Raw genomic sequence first — 22091 nt, forward strand, 5'->3', positions numbered from 1 at the left:
CCCGTTCAGGGCGTGTGTACCGCCCCGTGCGGGTCCTCGCAGTGGCCGCGTGTGGCGCCGATGGACAACACCGTCGGGTCGGCGTGGTCGACCTGGAGCGTGGTGTGGGTGATCGAGTACCGCTCGCGCAACCGTTCCTGCAACCGGTCGCGGACCCGGTGGCAGTCGTCGCCGGGCTCGACCAGGACATGCGCGGACAGCGCCGGGAAGCCCGACGTGATGGTCCAGATGTGCAGGTCGTGGATCTCGGTGACGCCCTCGACCGAGGCCAGGTCGGCGCCGACCGCGTCCGGGTCGACGCCCGTGGGGGCGGCCTCCAGGAAGATCCGCCACGACTCGCCGACCAGCGCGATGCCGGACTTGAGCATCAGCGCCGCCACGACCAGCGACGCGATCGCGTCCGCGCGGGCGAAGCCGGTGGTGAGCACCACGATGCCGGAGACCAGGGTGGCGATGAACGCCCACAGGTCGTTGAGGATGTGCTGGTAGGCGCCCTCGACGTTGAGGCTGGAGCGGTTGGCCTTGGAGATCAGCCAGGCCGCGATCACGTTGATCACGATGCCGACCGCGGCGGTGACGATGACCAGGCCGCCCTCCACGTCGGGCGGCGTGATCAGCCGGCGCACCGCCTCGTAGGTGAACCACACCGCGAGCACCAGGAACGTGATGCCGTTGACCTGGGCGGACAGGATCTCCGCCCGCTTGAAGCCGTACGTCCACCGCCCCCGCGCGGGCCGGGCCGCCAGGCGCATCGCCACCAGCGCAAGACCGATCGCGAACGCGTCGGTGACCATGTGGCCGGCGTCGGTGATCAGGGCCAACGAACTCGCCAGGATGCCGACCGTGACCTCGACGACGATGAACGCGCCGATCAGGACGAGCGCGGCGGTCAGGTAGCGCCGGTCGGCATCGGCGGCGACGCCGTGCGAGTGCCCGGCGTGGCTGCCGCCGCCGTGGTCGTGCCCGGCGTGCGCCGCGTGGTCGTGATCGCCGACGCCGGGGCCGCGGGCCGGCTCGGTGGTCCCGGGCCCGCCCGGGGCGCCGTGGTCGTGGTCGGGGGTGCTCATCGGGGCCCTCCGGGGATCTCGGTCGCGCAGCCGATGTGATCGGTGGCCGGGGCGTGGCCGATGTGCGCCAACGCCACGTCCAGAAGCAGGCGCACGTGGGCGTCCGCGAGGCGGTAGTAGGCCAGCCGCCCCGCTCGGCGCACCGTCACCACCTGGTGTGCGCGCAGCAGCCGCAACTGGTGGGAGACGGCCGATTCGCCCTGCCCACACGCGGCCGCGAGGTCGCGTACGCACAGTTCGCCCTCCAGGAGCGCGACCAGCAGGGTCAACCGCCCCGGGTCGCCGAGCAGCGCGAACACGTCGGCCGTCTCGGCCAGGTGCGCGCCGTCGGGCAGCCGCGACCGCACCGAGTCCACCAGATCGGCGTTCACCGGCTGCGCCATCGGGCCACCTCCGTCGTCATTCCCATATGCCACCTCGGATCGGCTTCGACATCGTAACGTCTGAATAGATCTTCATACGAACGCCTGCACAAAACATAGGGGCAGGGGGTATGCGTTCGCAAGCGGGACGGGGCCGATCGGGGGTTACCCCCACCCGAGACAGACCGGCTCGCGCGATGTCGCGCCACCCCGGAGCCGGCCGATTCTGGTCCACGCAGGAAGCACCGATTCGATCACTCGACCCGAGCTCGTCCCGCTCGTACCGCATCGGAACAGGAACCACGATGACCAAGCTGTTCGGCACCTGTGCCACGGTGGCCGCCGCCACCCTGCTCGCCACCACCGCCGGCATCGCCTCGGCAACGGCCGACACCGGGCCTCGCGAGCGCCCGTCACCCCACCAGGACGGCGTCTGGCAGGTGGACGGCTACGGCACCGTAGTGACCATCGAGAACGGCACGCTGCAGCAGTACGACACCACCGCGATCAGCTGCCTCAAGGGCTCGACCGCGACCCGCGCGACGGTGGACGGAGACACGATCGGCTACCAGGCGGACAACAGTCGTGTCCTCGCCGTACGGGTGAACCCGAACCGCAGGCAGGCCACGCTGCAGTTCACCGACGCACCGGACCACCGCAACCTGCGCCGCGTCGCGGCCCTGCCGGCGGCCTGCTCCCGCCCCCTGCCCGGGGACCCGCGCACCACCTTCGACGTCTTCTGGCGGACCTTCGCCGAGAACTACCCGTTCTTCGCCGCCAAGGGCGTCGACTGGCAGGCCGTCGGCGATCGTTACCGGCCCCGGGTCGGCCCGAACACCACCGACGACGAACTCTTCGCGATCTTCCGGGAGATGCTGGACCCGCTCGACGACGCGCACCTGTACCTGAGCGGCGGCCCGAACCGCTTCTTCGCCGAGGCCCGCCCCGGCACGACCGCCCCGACGCCCGAACTCGACACGAGGATCAAGGCGTACATCCAGGAGCGCGACCTGGGCGCCGACCACCCGCTGACCGAGTACGGCCAGGGTCGGATCAGCTACACGGACCTGCCCGACGGCCAGGGCTACCTGCGCGTCTCCGGCTTCCTCGGCTACGTCGAGGACCCCAAGGGCGGCTACGCCGCCAACGCCGCCGAACTCGACCGGGCGCTGAACTCCATCCTGAGCACCGAACGGGTGGGGCGACTGCGCGGGTTGATCGTCGACCTGCGCGTCAACGGCGGCGGCGCGGACAACCTCGGCCTGAACCTGGCCGCCCGCCTGACCGACCGCCCCTACTTCGCCTACGCCAAGCAGGCCCGCAACGACCCCCTCGACCCCACCCGCTTCACCCGCGCCCAGCCCATCCAGGTCCGCCCCACCCCGGACGTGCCGCACTACACCGGCCCGCTCGCGGTCCTGACCGGCGGCTCCACCGTCAGCGCCGGCGAGACCTTCACCCAGTCCCTGATGAACCGCCCCGGCCACACCGTCCGCATCGGCGAGGCGACCCAGGGCGTCTTCTCCGACGTCCTCGACCGGGCCCTCCCCAACGGCTGGCAATTCGGCCTCCCCAACGAGGTCTTCCGCACCCGCGACGGCCGCACCTTCGACGGCACGGGAATCCCCCCGCACATCACCGAACCGGTCTTCACCGACGAGGAGTTCACCCACCACAAGGACTCCGCCTTCGACCGCGCGACGGCCGAACTCCGCAGCCGAACGCACTGACCCCACCCTCCCCCCTTCGGGACCTGCGCCGCGTGGCACGCGCGCAGGTCCCACGCGCGTGACGGAAACTCGGATGCGAGAGTCGTGTGTCGCGCTTAAGCTGCACGTTTTGGGCTCGGACGGGCGTGGAAACGACCGTCGGTGGATCGGAGATGCACGAAATATGACCAGTCGACTGTTCGCCGTCAGCTTCCGCGCGACCGACCCGACGGGCCTGGCGCGGTTCTGGTCGCAGATCCTGGGGTGGGAGGCGGGCACCGACAGTGCGGACGAGGTCGCGATCCTGCCGCCCGATCCCGCGGGGTTTCGGGTGCGTTTCCTGCCGAGTCGGGAGCCGAGGATCGGCCGGAATCGTATGCACTTCGACCTGACGAGTGCCTCCCCGGAGGTTCAGTCGCAGACCGTGGCGCGGGCGCTGGAGCTGGGCGGCCGGCACCTCGACGTGGGCCAACTCCCGGAGGAGACCCACGTGGTGCTCGCCGATCCGGACGGCAACGAGTTCTGCGTCATCGCGGCGGGCAACAGGTTCCTCTCCGACACCGGCCCTGGCCGCATCGGCGCGCTCTCCTGCGACGGTACGCGGGAGGTCGGCTACTTCTGGAGCAAGGCGCTGGGGTGGCCGCTGGTCTGGGACCAGGACGAGGAGACCGCGATCCAATCCCCGGACGGCGGCCCGAAGATCACGTGGGGCGGCCCCCCGGTGGCGCCCAAGACGGGCCCGAACCGGCTGTACCTCGACCTGGCGCTGCCCGCCGACGCCGACCGGGAAGCGGAGATCGCCCGGCTGATCTCGCTCGGCGCGACGCGCCCGGACGCCGCCGAGGACGCCGGCGGCCGGGTGTTGTTGATCGACCCCGACGGCAACGAATTCACCCTGCGCCGGTCCTGATAGCCGCCTGTCGTCGGCGTTCGCTAGCTTTCCGGGCATGTCGATCACCGCATACCTGCGCGACTCGGCCCGGCTGCCGGGTGGCGGGGCCCTGATCAGCGGCCGCGCCCTGAACAAGCATCGGGGCGGGTCGCCTCGCGGCATGCTCCGGAACGGGCGCGAGTTGGAGGTCTACGACCTGGACGAACTGTTCGCCGGGGAGCTTGCCCCGATCGCCGTCTTCCCCGTTCCGTGGCCCGGGTGGGGCAACGGCATCGACGCGCTGAGCCCCGACGCGTCGTTCGCGGTGTTCTCCGGACAGCGTGCCGTGACCGCCGTGGGCGCCGACGGCGAGCGGTTGTGGGAGTACCGGCACAGCTGTTGGGGGCCGGTGTTGGGTCACACCCACACAGCCGACGAACAGCAGGTGTGCCACGGCTTCGAAAGCGGCTCCTGCCACGTCTCCGACGACGGCCGACACGTCTGGGCCCACGTCGTGCTCGGCGGACACGACGTGGACTGGGAGGACCGGCACGAGTGCTGGGTCGTCCTGGACGCCCGGGACGGACGGGAACTCGCCCGCATGCGGCTGGAGGACAGCGCGGCCGCCGGCTCACACCACCTCTCCCACCCGGACGAAACCCACGTCGGCCTCTGCATCGGCATGGGCCAGGACGGCATCCTGTTGCACTGGGCCCGCCTGGACGGCGACAAGCTGACCGGGTGGGACCTGAACGACGACATGGACCGCGTCCTGACGGACGTCCACCCGGGCCACGACGGCTTCCTGACCGTCGAACACGACGGCGCCGACCTGCGTCTCCACGCCCTGGACGGCGCGGTGCTCGCCGAGAGAGTCCCGGAATCGGACGGCGACGAGTGCCCGTCCCGGTGGGACCACGGCTGCGGCTTCGTCGACGCCGACACGGTCATCGCCACCACGGTCGACGCCGACGAAGACGAGGAACGCCCGGTCCGACACTGGCTGTTGCACGCTCGAACCCTCGATGTCCGCGGTTTTGTCACCTACCCCACAGGCCCGATCGCCGGCTACGTAGGCCCCCTCGGCGACGGAACCTGGCTCACGTACGACAGGGACACCGAATCCCTCCACCGCTGGACCACATCGGCGCCGTAAAACCGAATCCACCGACGTCAGGGCAGTCTCGGGTCGCGATCCAGCGCGGCCCACCAGCGGGCGGCCGGGGTGTGGATCCGCCGCCAGGTGGTGATGAACAGTTCGTTCGCGGTGCCGCCGGGCCAGTCGAGCGGGAGGAGCACGGCCGGCAGGCGTGGGTCGCGCTCGAAGGTCCGGCGCCACGCGTGCACCATGCGCGTGCGCAGGACGAAGGCCGCTTCGTCGGAGTCGGCGCGCGCGTCGGCGAAGCGCGCGACGAAGTCGTCCAGGATCGTGCGCACCGCGGCCAGGTCCCACGCCTGTTCGACCAGCGCCCGTTCCCGCGCGGCGTCGCACACGGTCGACGTCATCCACGTCGCGTGCGCCGACAGGCCCTGCTCGGCGATCAGCGCGCGCAGTGCGTCCACCCCGCCCGGGTCGGCCGCGATCCACACCCCCCGGCCCAGGTCGCCGAAGCCCTCGAAGGCGAGTTGCTCCTCGACCACCGCCCGCGCCTCGCGCAGCGCCGCCGGTGGGCGCAACAGGAGTTGTTGCCACTGCCCCGACCAGGGCGTCTCCCGGGTCGCCCGGGCCAGCCGCTCGGTCCAGCCGGTCAGCAGGCGGTACAACGACGGCGCGAGGGTCAGCCGGGTGTAGCGCCCCTCGGATCGGCCAAGCAGCCACCCCTCCCCGCTCAGCCGGGTGATCGCCCGCCGGGTCGCCGCCTCCGGCACCCCGAGCGTGTCGAGCGCGGCCACCACCGTGGGCGACCACACCCCGTCGTGCCCCGGCCAGCGCACGTACTCCCCCAGCACGGTCAGCAGCAGCGTGCGCGCACTCGGCCCGCCGTCGGCGGTGCGCCGGGTGCGTGGGCCGGTCGAGGTGCCCGCAGTCGACCCGGCCGACGTCCCGCTCGCGCCCCTTGTTTCCTCGCCATCCTCCATGTAGGACATAACTCATCCAAGCACGTTCTTGTGTCCTATGAAAGTGCGCCACGCGTCCGACGAAAGGCCCGCCCGTGTCAGAGGCCGCCCCACCGACCCGCTTCGGCGCGTTCATCGCGCCCTACCACGGCATCGACGGCAACCCCGCGCTGCAACTGCGCCGAGATCTCGACCTGGTCGGGCACCTGGACGCCCTCGGCTTCGAGGAGGCGTGGATCGGCGAGCACCACTCGGCCGGCTACGAAACCATCGCCTCCCCCGAGGTGTTCATCGCCGCCGCCGCCGAACGCACCACCCGGATCCGGCTCGGCACCGGCGTCAACTCGCTGCCGTACCACCACCCGCTGATCCTGGCCGACCGCATCGTGCAACTCGACCAACAGTCGCGCGGGCGGGTGATGTTCGGCTCCGGGCCCGGCCAACTGGCCTCGGACGCCTTCATGATCGGCATCGACCCGATGCGCCAGCGGAGCATGATGGCCGAGGCGCTGGCCGCGATCGTCCCGCTCCTGCGCGGCGAGACGGTGACCATGAGGACCGACTGGTTCACCCTGGACCAGGCCCGACTGCACCTGGGCCCGTACACCCGCGCGGGCATCGAGACCGTGTGCGCTTCCACCGTCTCCCCGTCCGGATCGGTCCAGGCCGGCACCCACGGCATGGGCCTGCTCTCGCTCGCCGCCGCCGACCCGTCCGGCTTCGCCGCACTGGCGACCAACTGGGACGTCTACGCCAAGACCTGCGCCGAGCACGGCCATGTCGCCGACCGCGAACGCTGGCGCCTGGTCGTGCCGATGCATCTGGCCGAGACCGTCGAGGCGGCGCGCGAGCAGGCCGAGTACGGGGTGCACCACCTCGTCGACTACATCCAGGGCCTGTCCGGGATGACCATGCCGTGGGGGGCGACGCCCGAGGCGGCGATCGCGCAGTGGACCGGCGAGGGTTTCCCCACTTTCGGCGTCGCGATGATCGGCACTCCCGCGCAGGCGATCGAGCGGATCACCGCGATGGCGGAGCGCTCCGGCGGCTTCGGCAGGCTGCTGCTGCTCGACCTGCCGATCGCCCGGCCCGCCGACAAGTGGCGCAGCTACGAGTTGTTCGCCGAGTACGTGGTGCCGCACTTCACCGGTGCCAACCGCCCCCGGCAGGCCTCGATGGCCTGGGCGAACGAGAACAGCGAACGTTTCATCGGCGCGCTGCGCCAGGCGGTCGTGGCGGCGATGACCCCGCCGGCGTCCTGACCGAACCCGCCCGAACCCCATCCACCCGAAGTCCAGGGAGACGCCCATCATGCGAGCAGCGGTACTGCGCGGCGGCACGTTCACCGTCGAGGACGTCGCGGCCCCCGAACCCGGCGAGGGTCAGGTCCTCGTGGAGACGGTGGCCTGCGGGATCTGCGGCTCGGACCTGTCCGCGTACAAGCACACCGCGCAATTCCTCCGGGCCTCGATCGACTCGGACACCCCCTCGTTCGTGTTCGACCCGGACGCCGACCTGGTCATGGGCCACGAACTGGCCGCGCGGGTGGTGCGCCCGGGCCCGGGGGTGACCGGGTTCGAGCCGGGCGAGGTGGTGGTCGGGCTGCCGTGGGCGCTCGACGGCGGCGGTGTACTGCGCACCATCGGCTTCTCCAACACCTTCCCGGGCGGCTTCGGCGAACGCATGGTGATGCAGGCCGCGGCGCTGGTCAAGGTGCCCGGACACGTGCCGCCGCACGTCGCGGCGCTGACCGAGCCGCTGGCCGTCGGCTTCGGCAACGTGGCCCGCTCCGGCGCCGAACGCGGCGGCGCGGCGATCGTGATCGGCGCCGGCCCGATCGGCCTGGGCGCGATCGCCGGGCTGATCGAACGCGGCGTCGCGCCCGTCGTGGTCTCCGAACCCTCGCCGCGCCGGCGCGCCCTCGCCCGCGCGTTCGGCGCGCACGTGGTGGTCGACCCGGCCGAGCGCGATCCGTTCGACGCGTGGCGCGAGGGCGCCGAGCCGGGGCAACCGCTGACCATCTTCGAGTGCTCCGGCAAGGCCGGCATGTTCGACCGGATCACCTACGCCGCGCCCCGCGGCGCCACGGTGCTGCTGATCGGGGTGTGCATGACCGAGGACTCCTTCCGGCCGGTGGTGGGGATCTACAAGGACCTCACGGTGAAGATGTGCCTGACCTATCCGCCCGAGGAGTATCCGAAGACCCTCGCCCGGATCGCCGCCGGCAGCGTGGACGCGGCATCGCTGATCACCGGTCAGGTCGGTTTCGAGGGGGTGGCCGCGGCGATCGAGACCCTCGGCCGGCCCGACGAACACGTCAAGGTCCTGGTGCGCCCGCACCTGGCCGGCACGGGGGTACATCCGCCCGAGGCGTGACGAACGCCGGCCGGCGGGCGCCGGGCTCGTCGGCGCCCGTCCGTGCTCGTCCGCGAAGCGGTGAGTACCCCCTCCCGCTCGCCCGCGGAGCGGTGGGCGCGCGGAACACGCATCACGCGTAAGGGTGGACCCGGGACGGCCGCCCCTGGCGCGCGCTGTGCGTGGGCGGCTCGCTCGCCAGGGCGTTTCGCCGACGCGCGCCCCCGAACGCCCCGCCGACGCAGATGTGGAAGTGTCGCAAACTGGACGCGGCGGGCGTCGGAATCGGTACGCTCCGAGGGAATTCCCTCGGAAGTTCCGTACACCCGCCATCGGGGACATCATGAGCCACAGCAGGCGCCGCAACGGCGCCGTGTCCGTCCGTCACGTGACCGCCACCGGCTGGGGAGGCGCGGCATGACCGTGCTCAACGATGCCCACCCGGTGTGTCGATTCGACCTGCCGCCGCACGAGGCGGAGGTGTCCGCGGCCCGTCGCAAGGTGGTCGCGATCGCCGTCGAGTGGGGCATGCCCGCCCACGGCGATCTGGTGGACACCCTGCGTCTGGTGGTCTCCGAACTGGTGACCAACGCGATCCGACACGCGGGCGTACTGACCCCCGCCATCGCGGTGACCGTGCGCGGCACGGCCGAGGGGGCGCTCCAGGTCGGCGTGCACGACCGGCATCCGTTCTGCCCCAAGGCCCTGGTGGAGACGGTCGACGACGACAGCGGCCGCGGCCTGCTGATCGTGAAGACCCTGGTCGCGGAGGCCGGCGGATACGCGGGGATCCAGCCGGACGCGGCCGGCGGCAAGACCGTGTGGGTGTGCCTGCCACTGCGCTGAGCCCCCGCGCGGGGCCGGCCGGGTCGGGGCCTCGCCGACCGACTCGGTCGTCGGCTCCGTCACATCGCCTCGCTCCCATCGGTCATGTCGGTGACATGACACCACGGAAATGTGAGACCGATGGACGAGAACGACTTCCTTGCCGGCCGCTTCGAGGAACACCGGGCCCACCTGCGCGCGGTGGCATACCGCATGCTCGGTTCGTTCAGCGAGGCCGACGACGCGGTCCAGGACACGTGGATCCGGCTCAGCGGTACGGACGTGCGCGAGATCGACAACCTGGGCGGCTGGCTGACCACGGTGGTCGCCCGGGTGTCGCTGAACATGCTGCGTTCGCGCCGGACCCGCCGCGAGGATCCGCTGGAGGCGTTCGTCGCGGACCCGACGGTCTGCACGGCCGAGGGAAACGACCCCGAGCACCAGGCGATGCTGGCCGACTCGGTCGGCATGGCGCTGCTGGTCGTCCTGGAGACGCTCGCCCCGGCCGAACGGCTCGCCTTCGTGCTGCACGACATGTTCGCGCTGCCGTTCGACGAGATCGCGCCCATCGTGGACCGCACACCCACCGCGACCCGACAGTTGGCCAGTCGGGCCCGCCGCCGGGTCCAGGGCTCGCCCGGCGACCTCGAGGTGGACCCCACCCGGCAGCGCGAGGTGGTCGGCGCCTTCCTGGCCGCGTCGCGCGGCGGCGACTTCCAGGCCCTGCTCGCCCTGCTCGACCCCGACGTGGTGCTGCGCGCGGACTCGGCGGCGATCGCGGTCGGCGCCATGGCCGAGGTACGCGGCGCGGCGGCGGTGGCGGAGACCTTCTCCGGCCGGGCCCAGGCCGCACGGCCCGCCCTGCTCGACGGCATCGCCGGCCTGGCGTGGGCGCCGGGCGGCGAACCCAGGGTCGTCTTCGGATTCATGATCGCGAGCGGCCGCATCGTCGGCATCGACCTGCTGTCCGACCCGGCCTACCTGCGCGACACGGATGTGCGGCTGCTGGACGGGTGAAGCCGCCCTCTGTGTTCACCACTTCAGATCGAACCGCTGTTCCACGACGTCGATCCCCCACGTGCGCGCGGGACGCTCCTCGGTCCGGGTGAAGCCCGCCTGCTCGTACAGGTGCCGGGACGCGCCCAGGCCCGCGATGGTCCACAGGTACACCCCGGCCGCGTCGCGCCGGCGGCCCTCGGCCAGCGCGACGTCGAGCAGCGCGCGGCCCACGCCGTGCCCCCTGGCGACCGGGTCCAGGATCACCCAGCGCAGCCGCATCAGGCCGTGCTCTTCGCGGGTCAACCCCACCGCGCCCAGGACCCGTTCGCCGTCGTCGGCCACCCACATCCGCCCGGGCCCGTCGTCCCGGGGCCGGCGGGACACCGGGTCACCGATTCCGCCGGTCGATCGAACACGAATCCGTTCTCGACCCGCGCGCATTCGAGCGGAACGAATCTCCCCGCGCGCAATCAGGTCCGGCACTTCTTTCGGTGGCACCCACTCGACCCGATCCGACTCGAACGCGTCCTCGGGTTCACCGACATGCTCGCCGCTGTCCGACCAGTAGACGTGGTGAACGGCATCCGAGAGGCCGTTCGAAGGTTCGACGCTGAGCAGGTGGCGAAGGGGGCCCGGCCGCCAACGGTTTCCGCCGGCTTCTCCCGGGCGGCGGCTTCGCTGAGGGCGGCACACGACGGCTCGACTCGACCGAAATGCCGTGTGGCCGGCGGGCCATGCCGGCTGCCGCGCGATCGAAGTCGCGGCGGGTCGAGGCGGAGAGGGCGGCGTATTCGCTGCGGGCCCGGTCGGAGTACTGCACGTAGTGGCTGCTCATGGCTCCACCGGGTTCCCGTCGATGTCGACGACGCCGGTGAGGTCGCCGGAGCGAATGCGCTCGGCGTCGGCGTCGATGCGGGCGTGCTCCTCCGGGGGGATGGCCCAGTGGACGGCGATGGCGGCCAAGTCCTTGAGGGGGGCGTCGCCGATCTCCTTGTCGAAGGCGTCGCGCCGGTCTTCGGGAAGGGCGGCACGGATGTCGACGAGGGTGCCGGGGAGTTCGGTGGGGACGCCATCGATGGTGGTGGTGATGGTCGGCCGGTCGGGGTCGCGGAGGTCGTGGTCCATGCCTTCAGGGTGACATCGCGATCCGGGCAACCGGTAGCCGGCGCACAAGGGCTGCGGGCATACCGCACAGTGCGCCGGGGCGTGTGCCAACCGCTTCGGCTCGGGGTGCGGGGCGGGGTTGCGTACCCCCGGCGGGCGCCGTCGGGGGCCGGGTTGCCGACGGCGCCTTGGCCTGTCAGGGCTTGAGGAGTTCGGCTTCCTTTTCCGGGGGCAGGCCGACCACCGGGCGGTCGGGGCGTTGGGGGGCCACTCCGCCCAGGGCGCGGAGCCAGGTCCAGGTGTCGGCCACGGTTTCCGCCGTCGGGCGGATGCGGAGGCCGGCGGCCAGGGCCTTGCTCACGTCGCGGCGGTGGATGCTGTTGTAGTCCTCGCCCGCCGGGACCCACACCGGCAGTTCGATCCACGGCTGGACGCCGGCGGCCAGGATCGTCTCCGGGTCGATCCAGCGCAGCTCGGCGGTGGAGCCGGTGACCCGCACGCACAGGTCGAGCAGTTCGCCCATCGTGGTGTGGCCCGTCGGCGAGATCAGGTTGTAGGGGCCGCTCAGGCCCGCCTGGGCGGCGTGCACCGACCACTCGGCCAGGTCGCGCGCGTCGATGAACTGCAGCGGGGACTCGCGCGGGCCGGGCGCGACCACCGGGCCGCCCCGGGCGATCCGGTTGAGCCACCACGGGAGGCGGCCGATGTTCTCGCGCGGGCCCAGGATCAGGCCGGCGCGCGCATGCACGTACCGGTCGCCGAAGGCCCGCTCGATGGCGATCTCGGCGCCGCGCTTGGCGATCGGATACGCTACGTCGCCGTCGTCGGGCGAACCCTCGACCAACGGCGCCTCCTCGCCCACCCCGGGGGCCGTCGGCTCCGCGTACACCGAGCACGTGGAGATGTACACATAGCGCCCGACCCGGTCGGCCAGCAGGTCGGCCGTGTCCCGCACCGCCCTGGGCGCGGCACTCCAGGTGTCCAGGACCACGTCCCACTCACCGTCGGCCAGCGCCGCCAGACCGCCCTCGACGGTGCGATCGCCAACCAACGGGCGTACCTGGGGCGGGAGTTCGTACCGACCGCGGTTGAACACGGTGACGTCCCAGCCCCTGGCGAGCGCGGCGTCGGTCAGGGCCCGGCCCACGAATTCGGAACCACCCAGGATCAAAGTTCTCATGATCAGACTCTGCCCGCGTACGGCCGCCGCGGGAAGGACCCTCTGCTCTCGGCGGAATCACCCGAGCCCCCGCGCCGACCCGCGCGCGCACGGATGCCCCGCCCCGTCCCGGTCCGCCGACTCCTGCTCGGCCAGTTCCCGATCCAGCAGGCGCAACAGCCGCAGCAGCTCGGCCCGGTCCGCCTCGCCGAGCCGGTCGAACACGGCCGCCCCCGCGCCCTGACGGATCGCCCGGATCCGACGCACCTCGGCGCGCCCCCGCTCCGTCGGCTCCACCAACGTCGCCCGCCGATCCACCGCCGAGGCGCTGCGCCGGACCAATCCGCGCGCCGCCAGGTCGTCCACCACCGTCGTCGCCGAGCGCGGCACGATCTCCAGGCGGGCGGCGAGGTCCGCCATCCGCAGCGGCTCACCGGCGTGCACGAGCACCTTCATCGCGTGCGCCTGGGCGGGGGTCAGGCCCAAGGGGGCGAGTTCGCGGCCGGCGCGGATCCGGATGCGCTTGGCCAGGCGCATGAACAGGTCGCCGATCGGCGCCGAGCTGGATTCCGGCGAACTCACGCGTGTCACGTCCCGAGGAGCGGGGATCCTGATGGACCCGGGTACACCCATTGTCTCCGGACCCGTCGCCCGGCCCTCATCCCCGTGTCGCCCGCCGGCCCCGAACCGTCACCCCCGGTCCCGAACGACGGGGGCGTGCCGAACAAACGCCGCGTCCCGTGCCGCGAGTTCCCGGCGCGGCCCACCGGCGCGCAGCACCACGTCCAGCACCCGGTCGATCTCGCACGCGTAGCCCCCCGAGGCCCAGGCCGCGTTGGCCTCGACGACCGCCCAGCCCGCGTCGGTGTTGCCCACGTCCACCACGATCGCCGAGGGCAGGTCCGCCCCGGCCGCCGCCAGCACGTCGGCGCCGAACGCGAGCGCGTCCGGACCGCGCCGGCACGCCGCGATCGGCGCGATGTCCAGGTCGCCGTCGACGGCGTACCGCGACGCCGCGTGCACCGCCCCGTCCAGGCAGAACAGCCGGTATTCCGCCCGGAACACGACGGTCTCGCTGAGCAGCACGGCGGTGTCCGGATCCGCCGCGTCGCTGCCCGGCAGTTGGGTACCGTCCCGGTACACCCTGGCGGGGAACGACTTGTCGTTCGGCGGCTTGGCGAACATCGGCCGACGCAGCGTCCACGCATACGCCAACGTGGTCGCGGTGACCTCCCGCCGGGTCAACTCGACCGGCAGCCGCGCCAACCAGTCCTCCGGCGCCTCCAGCAGGCCCAGGTCCAGATCACGCGCGGTCGCGTCGGCGAACAGCGGCCCCGCGTACAGGTGCGCCCGCGTGCCCATCAGGTCGGCCGGCGCCTGCCAGGTGTGCAGGCGGCGTACCGGCAGGTCGCGGCGGTGGGCGGCGCTCGCCAGGGCTCGGTCGGTGTCGGTGCTGCGCGGGGACAGGACCAGGACGCGGTCGGTGTGGGTCATCGGCCCAGGGTGTCGGGGACGGGCGCGGCGGGGCGAGTGTTTTTCGGCGTCGAGGGCGTGGCATTGTTTCGGGCATGCTTCCCCTGGTCCATGCCATTCGTTACGTCACGCCCATGCGTGAGGGCGGCTCGTTGCCCGGGCTCGTCGAGGCCGACGACCTCGGTACGTACGTCGTCAAGTTCCGCAGTGCCGGGCAGGGGCCCAAGGTGCTGGTCGCCGAGGTCGTGGTGGGCGAACTGGCGCGTCGGCTCGGGCTGGCGGTGCCGGCGCTGGTCCGGGTCGAGGTGGATCCGGTGATCGCGCGCGGCGAACCGGACCAGGAGGTACAGGAACTGGTGCAGGCCAGCGCCGGGCTGAACCTCGGGATGGACTTCCTGCCGGGCTCGGCCGACTTCACCCCCGCCACCTGGGAGCCGGATCCCGAACTGGCCGCGCGCGTGTTGTGGCTGGACGCGTTCACCTCGAACGTGGACCGTTCCTGGCGCAACCCGAACCTGCTGGTCTGGCACGGCCGGTTGTGGCTGATCGACCACGGTGCCTCGTTGTGGTTCCACCACGCGTGGCAGGCCGCCGCGTCCGCCGCCACACGCCCGTTCGACGCGAGCGACCACGTGTTGGCCGCGCTCGGCGGACCGGGCCTGCTCAAGGCCGACGCCGAGCTGGCCCCCAGGATCACCCGCGAGCTGCTGACCGAGGTGCTGGCGCTGGTCCCGGACGAGTGGCTGGAACCGGGCGACGCGGAGCGGGCGCTCGGCCTGGACCGTCCCGGCGCGCTGCGCGAGGCGTACATCGCACACCTTCTGGCCCGCGCCGCCGCCCCGCGCGCGTGGTTGCCGGAGGTCGCGCCCGAGGTGTCCGCGCGCCAGGGCGCCGCGCAGCCGTCGAACCGTCCGGATTGGCTCAAGTGATGACGATGGCCGTGCAGCGGGAGTTCTTCGAGTACTCGATCATCCGGCTGGTGCCGCGCGTGGAGCGCGGGGAGTGTCTGAATGTCGGGGTGGCCCTGTACAGCCAGGCCTTCGACTTCCTGGGCGCGCGTACGCACGTCGAGCAGTCCCGGCTGTGCGCGCTCGACCCGGAGGCCGACCCGACCCAGGCCAGGGCGGTACTGGCCGCGTGGGAGCTGGTGTGCGCGGGCAGCGAGTCGGCCGGCGCGCCGGGCGCGGAGCCGCTCGGCCGGCGCTTTCGCTGGCTGACCGCGCCGCGCAGCACGATCGTGCAACCGGGCCCGGTACACGGCGGGTTGACCGCGAATCCGGCGGCGGACCTGGATCGGCTGTTCGACCTCCTGGTGTTGTGACGGGCGCGGCCATTCGGGTTGTGACGGGTGCGGCCACCCCCGGGTGCCGACCCGCACGCTGCGCGTTTGTGACCGGTCGTGATCTGTCGGTGGTCGAACGCGCTGCGCTACCGTGGCTCGCACGGGTGCGTTCCCGGACTCCGACGGAGGAGGCGACGATGATCCGTACCTACGGTCCGCAGAGTCGCGGCATGGTGGTCTGCACGCTCGTACTGCTGACCATTCTCGGCCTGTACAGCGCGGTCTACGAAGCGGTCGCGTGGACGTGGCTGGTGTGGTCGCTCCTGGCGATAGTCACCGGCCTGCTCGTGGCCACCGATCGGGGCGTATAGCGACGCCGATCGGGGCGTACGGCGCCGCGCTCCGAGCCCGGCGGACTCCTGGAGCGCGGCTCGCGGATCGCGGATCGCTCACGCCACCGTGAACCCGTGCCGATCGCCCAGCCGGGACAGCGAGCGGCGGCCCGGGATGCCGTCGGCGTCGGCGCCGCTGTAGCCGAGCCTGCGCTGCCACTCCGCGTACGCCCGCACGGTCGCGGTGCCGTAGTGCCCGTCGGCCAGGCCCTCGGCCAGCAACCCCTCCGCGACCAGCGCGTTCTCGACCATGCGTGTCCCCATGTAGGTGACGGGCGTCCCGGCCCGCTCCGGGTCCGAACGCGCCGCCGCGACCAGTTCGGCCAGGTCCACGGCGGGCCGCTGGGCCGGGATGTCGACGGCCGGGCCGCCCGTGGCGGCGGCCACGATCCCGGGGAAGACCAGCTCGGTGAACTGTCGCACCCGCGCATCGCCGGGGCAGGCGGTGCCGCCCAGCGACCACTGGGCGAACATGCGGTGGTAGCCGTAGCCCGGGTCGTCCCAGGTGCGGCACACCCGCAGCGGCAGGCCGTGCCGTTCGTGCAGCCAGACGCCCAGCCGGATCAGGCTCGCGATCTGGGCGTCGGTCCACGGATCGGTGTGCTCCAGGTTGCTCGCGCTCTCGCAGCTGACCGCTCCGGTGCCGTCGGCCCGCCGGTTCGCCGACGCGTTGGCGTCGGCGCGGGTCTCGGTGCCGATGAACTGGAACAGACCCCCGTCGTAGGCGCAGCCGAAGTGCGACTCCAGGTTGGTCGAGTCGCGCCAGTACTCGTACATCCGTTCCCCGGACCACGGCGCGGCGATCGAGTGAAGGATCAGCTGGGTGGGGCGGATGCCGGGTTGGGAGTCGGATTCGGGTTGTAGTTCACGTTTGGTGGCTCCGGAGTACCAGGCCATGGCGGTCCCCCTGGGATCGACTGCGGGAAAGTCGCGAATGACCATGGTCGCGACGCTTCGCCCGGTTTTAGTCGATCTTCCGGAAATTCGGGTCAACCGTCCCTGATTCGTTGATAATGCCCCCGGCGGGAGCCGCTCCGGGGCCGGCTCGATTCGAGTCCCGCGCCGGCCGAAGATGCCGATCGCGGCCGTTTGACTTCGGCTGATATCAGGGTGTTTCGCAGGATTTGCGGCGCGGGGTCGGTTACCGGTCGGTTGTCGAGTCTCCACAAGTATTAGGACGTCCTCTTTATCGGTGTCGATACCCCGGCGCCGACGTATCCCTGACAGCGTTGCGAGACAAGTGACCGGGTCGCGATCGTGCGCCGGTCGTCTGTGTCGCGTTTTGACAAGGCTTCGACTGAGCTGGGGTGCGTTGTATGTCGCTCGGCAGGACCGATGTGGTGGTGACGGGGATGGGTGCGACCACGCCGTTGGGCGGGGATGTGCCCTCGACGTGGGCGGCCCTGCTGGCGGGCGAGTCGGGAATCGGCGCGCTGACGGATTCCTGGGCAGCCGACCTGCCGGTGCGGATCGCCGGGCGGATGAAGGTCTGCCCCGAGACGGTGCTCGACCGGGTCAAGGCCCGGCGGCTCGACCGCTGTCAGCAGGCCGCGCTGGTGGCGGCGCGTGAGGCGTGGCAGGACGCGGGCGCGCCGGCGGTCGAGCCGGAACGGTTCGCCGTCGTGGTCGGCACCGGCATGGGCGGCGCCATGACGATGCTCGCGCAGCACGACCTGCTGGCCGAGTCCGGGGTGCGCCGGGTGTCCCCGCACACCGTGCCGATGCTGATGCCCAATGGGCCGGCCGCGCAGGTGAGCATGGAACTGGGCGCCCGGGCCGGCGCGTACACGCCCGTGAGCGCGTGCGCGTCGGGCTCCGAGGCGATCGCCTACGGCCTGGACCTGATCCGCCTCGGCCGCGCCGACGTGGTGGTCGCGGGCGGTGCGGAGGCGACGATAGGCGCGCTGCCCATCGCCGGCTTCGCGCAGGCCCGGGCGTTGTCCACGCACGGCGGCGACCCCGCGACCGCGTCGCGTCCGTTCGATGTCACGCGCAACGGCTTCGTGATGAGCGAGGGGGCCGCGCTCGTGGTCCTGGAGCGGGCCGAATTCGCGGCGGCGCGCGGTGCGTTCGTACACGCGTACCTGGCCGGCGCCGGGGTCACCTCGGACGCGAACCACATCACCGCCGGGTACGGCCCCGGCCAGGTCCGGGCGCTGCGGCTGGCGATGGCCGAGGCGGGCGTCACCGGCGCCGACGTGGACCACATCCAGGCGCACGCGACCTCGACCCCGGCCGGCGACGTGCTGGAGGCCGCGTCGATCACCGAGGCGATCGGTACGCACGCGGCGGTCACCGCGATCAAGTCGATGCTCGGCCACCTGTGCGGCGGCGCCGGCGCGATCGCCGCGGTCGCGGCGGTGTCGGCACTGCGCGACGGGGTCGTCCCGGCCACGATCAACCTGGACTCGCAGGACCCGGACATCGACCTGGACGTGGTCGCCAAGGAACCCAGGGTCGGCCCGCTCAACGTCGCGGTGGCCAACGCGTTCGGCTTCGGCGGACACAACGCGACGCTGGTCTTCACCTCGGCCAACTAGCACTGGGCGACGCCCGGGGAGCGAGCGCTCCGATCGGCTTCGGTCGGGGCGCACTCGGGTGGCGGGGCGCCGGCGGTGGGCGTGGCGCCCTCCGGTGGGCGTGGCGTCGGCGGTGGAAAACCCGGTGCGTCGGGGCTGTGTCTTCCGCCAGGCTTGGCTCTGTGTTTTTATCGAGAATCCCGCGTGCATCGAGCGAATCAGGAAGCTCGTTTGCCTCATTCGTTTCTAGGCTGAAGCCTATGAAGACCACGGGGAAGAGCAGCGCGGAGACCAGCGGCGAGGCGGCGGGCGGCGAGAGCGGGAAGTCCGGTCCGATCGCCGCGTTCGCGCGCTTCGTGGTCTTCGGCGGCGGTACCGGGATCGCCTCCTCCGGCGCGCTGGTCGTCCTCTCCGGCACGATGCCGATCGCGGTCGCCAACGCGTTCGTGACCGTGGTCTCCACGGTGGCCGCCACCGAGCTGCACAGCCGGTTCACCTTCGGCGGCGGCCGGGCGGGGCTGCGCGCGCACGGGCAGTCCGCGCTCAGCGCGCTGGCCGCGTACCTGGTCACCACGGCCGCGATGCTGGGCCTGCACGCGGCGGCCCCGGGCACGGGTGTCCTGGTCGAACAGGGCGTCTACCTGGGCGCGTCCGGCCTGGCCGGGATCGGCCGCTTCGTGGTGCTGCGACTGTTCGTCTTCACCCGCCCCGACGCCCGGCCCCGCCCGGCCGCGCCCGCGCTGGCACGCACCCAGGTGGTGGCGGCGGCGTAGGGGCAGGCGCCTCGGGCGCGGCCGGTGCGGTTCGGAACGCTGCGGCGGCGGGCGCGGCTCAGCGTGGTTCGAGCGTCCACCACTGCGACGGGTGGTCGGTGTCCTCCCACTGCCGTACGGCCCCGCCGACCTCCGTACTGCCGTCGGCGACCTCCAGGAGCAGCCCGCTGACGTAGTTGATCAACGTGACCCGCCCCGCCTGCTCCGCGTGCTCCTCCAGGATCCACTCCTGCGCGCCGAAGTTGTTGGCCCGCCAGAGCTGTACGTAGGCCCCGTTCTCCACGGAGGCCCCGATCACGTCCAGCCGCTTCCCGGCGACCACGTGCTCCAGGTGGTACACGGCCCCACCGGGATGGACCGCCGAGACCCGCCAATGGTGCGCGGTCGTACCGTCGTCGGCCCCCTGTACCACCCGGGCCCCGCCCCCGGTCCGGCCCCCTTCGACCTCGAGCACGAGCCCACTGTGCACATTGCGCACCACGTACACACCCTCGCCGATTCCACCCACGCCGCGCTCCCGGACACCGTACAAACGATCTTGAACCAACCACCCTCCCACGCCCCACCGACACCCGCCCCGCCGACCCGAGTCCCGGACCACCCGCGAGTCGCCATGCGCAACGGATCACGAACACGACTGGTCCACGGTGATCAGCCGCCTGCCCGCCCCCGACCCGGGCGCATAACCGGCGCGCGCTCCACCCGGGCGCGCCGGCTACCGGGCGCAATCGCGGCGATGCCACTCTGGAGCGCATGAGCGACCGACCCGTCATCCACGCCCATCACAACGGCCGGACCATCGAGCTGCCCGGAACCCTTCACGACATTCGCAGCGCCCTCCCCGAACACGAACGCGCCCAGTTCGACCACGACATCGCCCACGCCCACATCGACAACCTCCCCGCTGTCGCCTCCGCCTGGGCCAAAACACCCGAGATGCGCGCCCACGACGACGCCATCGCGGCCCGAGTCGCCGCAGGCGACAACACCGGCCTGTTCAACGCCGACGGCACGCCGGCAGGTGAGACGTGACCAAATACCGGGTCCAGTACACCGACGCCGCGCTGACCGGCTACAAGGCCCTGTCCGCCGGAACCCGGCAAGCATTCGACCGGGCCGTCGACGCCATGTCCTACTCCCCGCGCACGCACGGCGACGCCATACGCAACAACCCGGACCGGCGCACCGCCGTACTGGCCGGGGTGATCACCGAGTACGAGGTCAGCTCCGGCGTCCTCGTCGTCACCATGCTCCACGTCCGCGGATACTGACCCGCACCGCCGGACACCGACCGCGCCCACCGGTTCGGTGGTTCGGGCCCGGCGGGCGGCTTTGCGCGGATGACGACGGGGCGCGTGGGCGCGGGAAGGCGCCGCCCGCTGCTCCCGGGAGCGGGCGGCGCCTGCATTGGGGTGAGTCGGGTGCCGGCCCGGCTACTTGCCCGTGTAGTGGACCTGGAGTTCCTTGATGCCGTTGATCTACGGACCGCCGTGGGGACACCCGTATGACCTGCATGTATGGTGCATGGTGGCCATAAAGCCATAAAGATCATGGACTCTGATGGACTTTAGTGGAATATCGCCGCAGATGGCAGACCCTGCTCCGGTACTTCGTGCCCCACTCGTGCCCCACCGGTACCGGAGCGAGCCGACGCCGAGCCCCCTGCACCTGGGGGAGCAGAGACTCGGCGTCGGTGATCAACATGCAATCCGGTCATCGCAGCAATTGGAAGGCATCGCTTCCGTTTTCCCTCACATGGGGGAATGATGCGGCGGCCGGCAAGGCGAGGCCGGTGGTGCTCAACTGACAGGGATCCCGGCCCTGTCCTCCACCGACCTCGCCGCTCAAGAGCGACTGCAACCAGGCAGTCGAATGATCTTGTCTACAGCAAACATCTTGAAGCTTCCAGCTTGGGCTCCGCCGTTTAGCTTCAGGCCGTGCCGGAAGCTGCGTACCTTCGTGTAGCGGCTGACCTGCGGCGCCGCATCACGTCAGGTGAATTCCGACCCGGTGATCAAATCCCCTCACGCAGACTGCTCGCCCGCGACTACGGCGTCGGACCCGGGGTTGCACAAGCGGCGATTGGCGTCCTCCAAGCCGGTGGACTTGTCGAGGGAACCCAACGGCACCGCTTGACCGTGGCGCATCCTCTGCCCGTGAGAGTGCTGACGGATGCTGCCGCACCCTGGCCGCACGGCATTGGCGACCGCAGCCTGGAACGCGTCGCCGTGCAGGGGGACATCGCGCTGCTGCTCGGCGTCGCGGACGGCTCCCGAGTGCAGTGCGAACGCACTGAATGCCTCGACCCGGATGACCGCACCAGCCACGTGATCGTCCGGTATTCCCGCCGCTCGCAACCGACGGTGGATCGAAGTGTGGCCGGGGACACCTCCGCTCGGCCTGCCGCCCCCGGTGAGGCGGGGATGCTCGGTGTGGCCATCGGGTCCATCCTCCTGGTCGTGCGGGTGGTCAGGTATGCGCGGGACGGACGCCCGGCGGCGGTCGACGAATTACTACTGCCGGCGGACCGGTGGCGGGTGCGGCTCGGGTAGGTTCGCTCCATCCGGAATGTCGCACTCCACATTCCTAGCCTGTGGACACGTGGGTGCGGAAGATGGATCGGCCAACCAACCACGTACCGTCACTGCGGGGGTGATCTACCAGTTCGGTACATGCGGCGGGCGGTGGACGACCCGCAGGTCCTTCGCGTACCCCCGCCACCTCCCCAACTCGCGGTCGTGAGGCTGGACCCACACCACACCGCCCCGGCCGAATCCGGCGACTTCGCCGGGCGGGGTCGCCTCGTGCGGCGGGACATGCTCGACGTGGTCGCCCATCTGGGGCGGGCCCTCGTAGGCCATCGCGATCTCCATCGTGACTGAGTGGTGGGTGCGGGGCCGCGGCGGCCCCTTGCTCGCCGCGGCCCCGCGTGGTGTCCCGCCCAGCCGCCGTCGGGGGAACGTTCACGGCAAGGCGGGGAAGGTGGGGCCCGGCGGCGTGGATGCACCGCCGGGCGCGGGCGCGTCCGGTGAAACGGCGGACGGCCCGCAGGTGCCCGGCCGCCGATGCCAGCGACGACCGGGCGTGGACCCGGCGGCGCATGCGAAACACTCGCCGGGCCAGGGGCCGCCCGTCGAACGGTG

At 71.9% G+C, this 22091-nt stretch carries 26 protein-coding genes and 2 pseudogenes; 16 read left to right on the forward strand and 12 right to left on the reverse strand.

What is annotated here, in order from left to right; genetic code table 11:
• Positions 1-5: 5 nt before the first annotated feature.
• Both ACH4XV_RS15870 and ACH4XV_RS15875 read right to left on the reverse strand, forming a co-directional pair.
• Entirely contained in the window at positions 6-1067 is a 1062-nt protein-coding gene (locus tag ACH4XV_RS15870) for a cation diffusion facilitator family transporter (RefSeq protein ID WP_395790091.1), read from the reverse strand.
• Positions 1064-1450 carry an ArsR/SmtB family transcription factor gene (locus ACH4XV_RS15875; RefSeq protein WP_395790093.1) on the reverse strand — a complete coding sequence of 129 codons (387 nt, stop codon included), beginning with the start codon at positions 1448-1450 and terminating at the stop codon, positions 1064-1066. Before ACH4XV_RS15875 ends, ACH4XV_RS15870 begins: the two co-directional genes overlap by 4 nt.
• 284 nt (positions 1451-1734) lie before the next feature.
• Here ACH4XV_RS15875 and ACH4XV_RS15880 point away from each other — a divergent pair, with 284 nt between their 5' ends.
• The 3 genes from ACH4XV_RS15880 to ACH4XV_RS15890 all read left to right on the forward strand — a co-directional run bounded on the left by ACH4XV_RS15880 (position 1735) and on the right by ACH4XV_RS15890 (position 5165).
• The gene (locus tag ACH4XV_RS15880) at positions 1735-3159 is read left to right on the forward strand and encodes a S41 family peptidase (RefSeq protein ID WP_395790095.1); all 1425 of its coding nucleotides are present in this window, start codon (positions 1735-1737) and stop codon (positions 3157-3159) included.
• Positions 3160-3322: 163 nt separating this feature from the next.
• Positions 3323-4048 (forward strand): VOC family protein, encoded by a 726-nt coding sequence (locus tag ACH4XV_RS15885; RefSeq protein WP_395790097.1) that lies wholly within the window; start codon positions 3323-3325, stop codon positions 4046-4048.
• Positions 4049-4085: 37 nt separating this feature from the next.
• Complete coding sequence (locus ACH4XV_RS15890) at positions 4086-5165, forward strand: hypothetical protein (RefSeq protein ID WP_395790099.1); 1080 nt, start codon at positions 4086-4088, stop codon at positions 5163-5165.
• Positions 5166-5182: 17 nt separating this feature from the next.
• Here the strand turns inward: ACH4XV_RS15890 and ACH4XV_RS15895 are convergent, their stop codons facing one another.
• Positions 5183-6097 carry a PaaX family transcriptional regulator C-terminal domain-containing protein gene (locus ACH4XV_RS15895; RefSeq protein WP_395790101.1) on the reverse strand — a complete coding sequence of 305 codons (915 nt, stop codon included), beginning with the start codon at positions 6095-6097 and terminating at the stop codon, positions 5183-5185.
• A 65-nt stretch (positions 6098-6162) separates the two neighbouring features.
• Here ACH4XV_RS15895 and ACH4XV_RS15900 point away from each other — a divergent pair, with 65 nt between their 5' ends.
• The 4 genes from ACH4XV_RS15900 to ACH4XV_RS15915 all read left to right on the forward strand — a co-directional run bounded on the left by ACH4XV_RS15900 (position 6163) and on the right by ACH4XV_RS15915 (position 10264).
• Positions 6163-7329 carry an LLM class flavin-dependent oxidoreductase gene (locus ACH4XV_RS15900; protein WP_395790103.1) on the forward strand — a complete coding sequence of 389 codons (1167 nt, stop codon included), beginning with the start codon at positions 6163-6165 and terminating at the stop codon, positions 7327-7329.
• 49 nt (positions 7330-7378) lie between these two features.
• The gene (locus tag ACH4XV_RS15905) at positions 7379-8443 is read left to right on the forward strand and encodes a zinc-binding dehydrogenase (RefSeq protein WP_395790105.1); all 1065 of its coding nucleotides are present in this window, start codon (positions 7379-7381) and stop codon (positions 8441-8443) included.
• Positions 8444-8839: 396 nt separating this feature from the next.
• On the forward strand, positions 8840-9268 hold the full coding sequence (locus ACH4XV_RS15910) for an ATP-binding protein (protein ID WP_395790107.1): 429 nt from the start codon (positions 8840-8842) through the stop codon (positions 9266-9268).
• Positions 9269-9388: 120 nt separating this feature from the next.
• Complete coding sequence (locus ACH4XV_RS15915; protein ID WP_395790109.1) at positions 9389-10264, forward strand: sigma-70 family RNA polymerase sigma factor; 876 nt, start codon at positions 9389-9391, stop codon at positions 10262-10264.
• 15 nt (positions 10265-10279) lie between these two features.
• Here ACH4XV_RS15915 and ACH4XV_RS15920 read toward each other — a convergent pair whose 3' ends face one another.
• From ACH4XV_RS15920 to ACH4XV_RS15945, 6 genes and pseudogenes are all read right to left on the reverse strand, one after another.
• Positions 10280-10630 (reverse strand): GNAT family N-acetyltransferase, encoded by a 351-nt coding sequence (locus ACH4XV_RS15920; RefSeq protein WP_395791087.1) that lies wholly within the window; start codon positions 10628-10630, stop codon positions 10280-10282.
• A 48-nt stretch (positions 10631-10678) separates the two neighbouring features.
• Positions 10679-10929, reverse strand: a pseudogene (locus ACH4XV_RS15925) (NUDIX domain-containing protein); the annotation flags it as partial.
• A gap of 148 nt (positions 10930-11077) precedes the next feature.
• Positions 11078-11371, reverse strand: a complete 294-nt coding sequence (locus tag ACH4XV_RS15930) for a hypothetical protein (protein WP_395791125.1) — start codon at positions 11369-11371, stop codon at positions 11078-11080.
• 175 nt (positions 11372-11546) lie between these two features.
• Positions 11547-12530, reverse strand: coding sequence for an NAD-dependent epimerase/dehydratase family protein (locus tag ACH4XV_RS15935; protein ID WP_395790111.1), 984 nt, complete (start codon positions 12528-12530; stop codon positions 11547-11549).
• Between the two features lie 57 nt (positions 12531-12587).
• On the reverse strand, positions 12588-13091 hold the full coding sequence (locus ACH4XV_RS15940; protein ID WP_395790113.1) for a MarR family winged helix-turn-helix transcriptional regulator: 504 nt from the start codon (positions 13089-13091) through the stop codon (positions 12588-12590).
• A 108-nt stretch (positions 13092-13199) separates the two neighbouring features.
• On the reverse strand, positions 13200-14003 hold the full coding sequence (locus ACH4XV_RS15945) for an ATP-grasp domain-containing protein (RefSeq protein WP_395790115.1): 804 nt from the start codon (positions 14001-14003) through the stop codon (positions 13200-13202).
• Positions 14004-14077: 74 nt separating this feature from the next.
• Between ACH4XV_RS15945 and ACH4XV_RS15950 the strand changes: the two genes are divergently transcribed.
• The 3 genes from ACH4XV_RS15950 to ACH4XV_RS15960 all read left to right on the forward strand — a co-directional run bounded on the left by ACH4XV_RS15950 (position 14078) and on the right by ACH4XV_RS15960 (position 15635).
• The gene (locus tag ACH4XV_RS15950; RefSeq protein ID WP_395790117.1) at positions 14078-14911 is read left to right on the forward strand and encodes a HipA family kinase; all 834 of its coding nucleotides are present in this window, start codon (positions 14078-14080) and stop codon (positions 14909-14911) included.
• Complete coding sequence (locus tag ACH4XV_RS15955) at positions 14911-15303, forward strand: DUF3037 domain-containing protein (RefSeq protein WP_078974045.1); 393 nt, start codon at positions 14911-14913, stop codon at positions 15301-15303. The genes ACH4XV_RS15950 and ACH4XV_RS15955 overlap by 1 nt, the downstream gene beginning before the upstream one ends.
• A 158-nt stretch (positions 15304-15461) precedes the next feature.
• On the forward strand, positions 15462-15635 hold the full coding sequence (locus ACH4XV_RS15960) for a hypothetical protein (protein WP_160161587.1): 174 nt from the start codon (positions 15462-15464) through the stop codon (positions 15633-15635).
• 78 nt (positions 15636-15713) lie between these two features.
• Here ACH4XV_RS15960 and ACH4XV_RS15965 read toward each other — a convergent pair whose 3' ends face one another.
• Positions 15714-16553, reverse strand: a complete 840-nt coding sequence (locus tag ACH4XV_RS15965) for an N-acetylmuramoyl-L-alanine amidase (RefSeq protein ID WP_395790119.1) — start codon at positions 16551-16553, stop codon at positions 15714-15716.
• A 419-nt stretch (positions 16554-16972) separates the two neighbouring features.
• Here ACH4XV_RS15965 and ACH4XV_RS15970 point away from each other — a divergent pair, with 419 nt between their 5' ends.
• Both ACH4XV_RS15970 and ACH4XV_RS15975 read left to right on the forward strand, forming a co-directional pair.
• The gene (locus tag ACH4XV_RS15970) at positions 16973-18196 is read left to right on the forward strand and encodes a beta-ketoacyl-[acyl-carrier-protein] synthase family protein (protein WP_395790121.1); all 1224 of its coding nucleotides are present in this window, start codon (positions 16973-16975) and stop codon (positions 18194-18196) included.
• Positions 18197-18435: 239 nt separating this feature from the next.
• Complete coding sequence (locus ACH4XV_RS15975; protein WP_395790123.1) at positions 18436-18948, forward strand: GtrA family protein; 513 nt, start codon at positions 18436-18438, stop codon at positions 18946-18948.
• 58 nt (positions 18949-19006) lie between these two features.
• Here ACH4XV_RS15975 and ACH4XV_RS15980 read toward each other — a convergent pair whose 3' ends face one another.
• Entirely contained in the window at positions 19007-19456 is a 450-nt protein-coding gene (locus ACH4XV_RS15980; RefSeq protein WP_395790125.1) for an RICIN domain-containing protein, read from the reverse strand.
• Positions 19457-19701: 245 nt separating this feature from the next.
• Here ACH4XV_RS15980 and ACH4XV_RS15985 point away from each other — a divergent pair, with 245 nt between their 5' ends.
• The 4 genes and pseudogenes from ACH4XV_RS15985 (at position 19702) to ACH4XV_RS16000 (ending at position 21500) form a co-directional block, all read left to right on the forward strand.
• A complete protein-coding gene (locus ACH4XV_RS15985) occupies positions 19702-19980 on the forward strand; it encodes a hypothetical protein (protein ID WP_395790127.1) in 279 nt (92 codons plus the stop codon).
• On the forward strand, positions 19977-20219 hold the full coding sequence (locus ACH4XV_RS15990; RefSeq protein ID WP_395790129.1) for a hypothetical protein: 243 nt from the start codon (positions 19977-19979) through the stop codon (positions 20217-20219). The genes ACH4XV_RS15985 and ACH4XV_RS15990 overlap by 4 nt, the downstream gene beginning before the upstream one ends.
• Positions 20220-20885: 666 nt before the next feature.
• Positions 20886-21068: pseudogene (locus tag ACH4XV_RS15995) on the forward strand (GntR family transcriptional regulator); the annotation flags it as partial.
• Between the two features lie 36 nt (positions 21069-21104).
• Positions 21105-21500 carry a UTRA domain-containing protein gene (locus ACH4XV_RS16000; RefSeq protein ID WP_395791089.1) on the forward strand — a complete coding sequence of 132 codons (396 nt, stop codon included), beginning with the start codon at positions 21105-21107 and terminating at the stop codon, positions 21498-21500.
• A gap of 105 nt (positions 21501-21605) precedes the next feature.
• Here the strand turns inward: ACH4XV_RS16000 and ACH4XV_RS16005 are convergent, their stop codons facing one another.
• The gene (locus ACH4XV_RS16005; protein ID WP_395790131.1) at positions 21606-21821 is read right to left on the reverse strand and encodes a hypothetical protein; all 216 of its coding nucleotides are present in this window, start codon (positions 21819-21821) and stop codon (positions 21606-21608) included.
• Positions 21822-22091: the final 270 nt, after the last annotated feature.

Origin of the sequence: Embleya sp. NPDC020630, from assembly GCF_044334985.1 — a bacterium.
Classification (GTDB): Bacteria; Actinomycetota; Actinomycetes; order Streptomycetales; family Streptomycetaceae; genus Embleya.